This is a genomic window from uncultured Campylobacter sp. (genome assembly GCF_938045535.1).
Taxonomy (GTDB): Bacteria; Campylobacterota; Campylobacteria; order Campylobacterales; family Campylobacteraceae; genus Campylobacter_B.
This window is the reverse complement of the sequence record NZ_CALIMQ010000304.1, coordinates 1-3,637: the sequence shown is the minus strand read 5'-3', so window position 1 is coordinate 3,637 and position 3,637 is coordinate 1. Positions and strand designations below refer to the sequence as shown.

The 3,637-nt window shown below is 46.5% G+C and carries 2 protein-coding genes; both read left to right on the top strand.

Going from position 1 to position 3,637, the window contains the following annotated elements; genetic code table 11:
* Window positions 1–444: 444 nt before the first annotated feature.
* Complete coding sequence (locus Q0095_RS09410) at window positions 445–2,517, top strand: TonB-dependent receptor (protein ID WP_297883268.1); 2,073 nt, start codon at window positions 445–447, stop codon at window positions 2,515–2,517.
* Window positions 2,518–2,637: 120 nt separating this feature from the next.
* On the top strand, window positions 2,638–3,429 hold the full coding sequence (locus Q0095_RS09405; protein ID WP_297883267.1) for a class I SAM-dependent methyltransferase: 792 nt from the start codon (window positions 2,638–2,640) through the stop codon (window positions 3,427–3,429).
* The last annotated feature ends 208 nt before the right edge of the window (window positions 3,430–3,637 follow it).

Sequence of the window (3,637 nt, the reverse complement as noted above, 5' to 3'; positions counted from 1 at the left end):
AAGAGAATAAAAAGCTTGAAAGATATTATAAATTTTGAAAAAGAGTGGCTAAAGAGGGTGAGCCATGATAAAAAATAATTGATGCGCAAGCAAAATCAAAAAGTCTTAGGAATAAAAAATGAGCGCTAAGATAGGTTTAATACTTTTGGGCGCATTTTAGACGGGTATGATTTTAGGGATTGACTAAATTTTAAAAATTCCAGCTATATCCGCTTTGCAAATTTGCCGCTTTAGGAAATAAAAACCGCCAAAGAGTCTAAATTTAAAATCGAAATTTTATCGCGCCCAGCAAAACGCTCGAAATCAAAATTTCATCCAAACTACGCCTAAATTTTAAAAAATCTATTTTTAATCTTTGAAATTTATTATTATTTAATCAAGAGAAATTATAATATAGCATTTGCAAATCATTCGCAAAATTATAATTTTGAATAGGGGAGAGTGATGTTTAAGAAATTTTATCTTTCAAATGCAGCGATCGCGCTAAGTTTGTGCGCCGCCTTGCAACTAAACGGGGCCGAAAACAACGCTACGTCCGCAAATATCGTGCCTAGCGCGCAAGCGGTAAATTCCGCAACTCCTAAAAACGCTTCCGGTGCGAACGCCACAAAGCTGGGCACCATCGTAGTTACCGCGACGGGCTTTGAGGATATGCTTAAAAACGAGGTTCGCAACGTCTCCGTTATCACCGCGGAGGATATGGAAAACCGCGGATACCGCGATCTGCGCGAAATTTTAGAAAAAGCGCCGGGGGTTAGCTTCCACGGCGATACGGTCGATCTGCGCGGACAGGGTCAGAAGGCAAATACCTCCGTTAAGGTCCTTCTTAACGGAGTCGCGCTCAATATGATCGACACGACGCCGACGAGCATTCCGATCGATCTAGTTCCGATCGAAGATATCGAGCGCGTGGAGATCATCCCCGGTGGCGGTAGCGTGCTTTACGGCAGCGGTACCAGCGGCGGCGTGATAAATATCATCACAAAAAAGGGCGCAAAATACCCATACGCCAATGTCTCTACCAAGATCGCGTCGTATAATTATAAAGATCTAAATTTCGGCGCAGGCGGGAATGTGAGCGAAAATCTATTTCTAAAGACCGCAATAAAGGGCTTTGATCAGCATGGGTACCGCAAGGGCGAAAGAGAGCAAGGCTATTATACATCGTTCGGACTAAATTATAAAATTTCAGATGATCAAAGCCTCTCTTTTAATCCGAGCTTTTATCGCGCTAGGACGCATGATGTACCGGGTTTAGGGCTTGTTGAGCTCAAGAAAGATCGTCGTCAACAGGGAGGCGAGAGGACCTTTACTAAAAGCACGCGATCAAATTTTGATCTAAGCTACGCGGTAAAATTCGGCGATCGGATAGAGATGAATCTGCATCCTTATTATCAAGATATCAGGAGCATGCAGCAGGGATTTGTGATGAAAGATCGCAAAGAGGGGGCAAATTTAAAGGGCAAGCTCGACTACGACAGCGGCGAGTTCATAGCGGGATATGATTATCTCAAAAACAAGGGCTTTCGCAGGATAAATTTTGACGCCGCGATGAATCCTATGATGAGCCTTTCGCAGCTTACGATCTTTGATATGCAAAAGCTTACCCACTCGGTCTATGCTTTAGAAAAGCACAATTTCACCGATCTGTTTTCGCTTAGCGCGGGCGGTCGGTTTGAGCGCGCCGAATACAAAGTAAATCGCAGAGTTTCGACTACTATAAAAAGGATGGGAAACATAATCTCGCAGACGCAAAATAGTACCCGAGTAGCCGATCATAAGAACAACTATGCTTTTGAGATCACGCCGAATTTTAATTATTCCAAAGACGGCAACGTCTATTTTAAATTTGAGCGCGGCTATATCTCCCCAGGCCCTAATCAGCTCATCGACAAGCTCGGTCGCAACGGTCCTTACGTGCTTAATAACCTCAAATCCGAAACCTTTAAAACCTACGAGATCGGTCTTAAAGATCTAATCTACGGGCAATACGTAAGCGCTACGATCTTTTGGACCGATACGAAAAACGAGATCGTAAACGAAACCCTGGGCAGCTCGATCACCGACGGTTGGCATTTTATCAATATCGACGAGACGCGCCGCAAGGGCGTGGAGCTGTATGCGGAGCAAAGCCTGCTGTCAAATTTAAAGCTCAGCGAGACCTTTTCATATGTGGACGCCAAGATCCAATCCGGCGCGAATAAAGGCAAGCAGGTTCCGCTGGTGGAGCGCTCCAAGTTCGTTTTAGGGCTCGATTACGAGCCTATTAGAAATTTGACGCTGATGAGCGATTTTAAATATTTCTCATCATCGCACGACGCCAACCACGATAGGATCGATTCGCGCACGATCGTAGATCTGGGTGCTGCGTACCGCTTCGCAAGCGGGTTTTTGATAAGCGCCGGAGTCAAAAACGTCTTTGACGAGGAGTATAATTACAACCAAAATTTACGCGCAGACGTCTATACTCCAGCTCCAGGACGCAACTACTACGCGGAGTTTAAATACGCCTATTAGCGTGCGTTTAAATTTAAGTGGGATTTTGAGCTGCGAAATTTAAAATTTACGGGCGGAATTTAAAATTTCGCCGCAGCGTGCTTTGCCGCCGCGAGATTAAATTTAATAAAAGGAGCGAAGATGAAACCGGACTATAAAAACTGGGTACCTAAGGGCATGATCGCGTCATTTGCCGCAGGTGCGGGCGTGGCGTTAGTTTTGTTTTTGATTTTCGGCGTTTGCGGCGCCTTCATAGGCGGCGTACTAAGGTGGTTTCTTGCGGGACTTTTCGGCGCAGCGGCGCTGTTTTTGGTCGGCTTTACGATCTACTGCGTCGTGTGGTACCGCGCGTTTGATTACGGCGGCAAGCGCCAGCTCTCGCGCGCGATCGTAGAGGGTACGGCAAAATACGTGGATCTACCCGAGGGCGGGCGCGGGCTGGACGTAGGCTGCGGTAGCGGCGCGCTAACGATCGCCGTGGCTAAGCGCAACCCGCACGCATCGGTGCTAGGCGTCGATCGCTGGGGCTTTGAGTACGCGTCTTTTAACAAACAGCTGTGCGAATCTAACGCGCGCGCCGAAGGGGCGCAAAACACCAGCTTCGAGCAGGCCGACGCCACGCAGCTGCCCTTTGAGGACGGCAGCTTCGATGCGGTTACAAGCAACTACGTCTATCACAACATCATGCGCAAGGACCGCCAGGCGCTGCTTTTAGAGACGCTCCGCGTGCTTAAAAAGGGCGGCATCTTCGCGATCCACGATCTTTTCTCGCGCGGAAACTACGGCGACATGGATGCTTTCATAGCACGGCTTAAGGAGCAGGGCTACGAGCGGGTCGAGCTTATAGACACGACGCAGGGGCTTTTTATGGGCCCACGCGAAGCCAAATGGCTGATGCTAGGCAGTTCAAAGCTTCTGGTGGGTAGAAAATAGAGAGCCTTCGCAAATTTGATAATTTACTATGCCCTCCTAACAAATTCGTATTTTAATAAATTTACTATAAATTTTAAATTTACTATCTTTTCATTATTTCACAATGACTGTTCCTTAAAAAGAAGCACTTCATCGTCTTGTATTTCGGCGTCAAGAGCATTTAAGACATCTTGATTGACAATATTGCTTCTATTTTCTAAAATCCTTA

Coding starts and splice junctions, on each gene's coding strand:
- Q0095_RS09410 (WP_297883268.1), top strand. CDS start 445: ATGTTTAAGAAATTTTATCTTTCAAATGCAGCGATCGCGCTAAGTTTG.
- Q0095_RS09405 (WP_297883267.1), top strand. CDS start 2,638: ATGAAACCGGACTATAAAAACTGGGTACCTAAGGGCATGATCGCGTCA.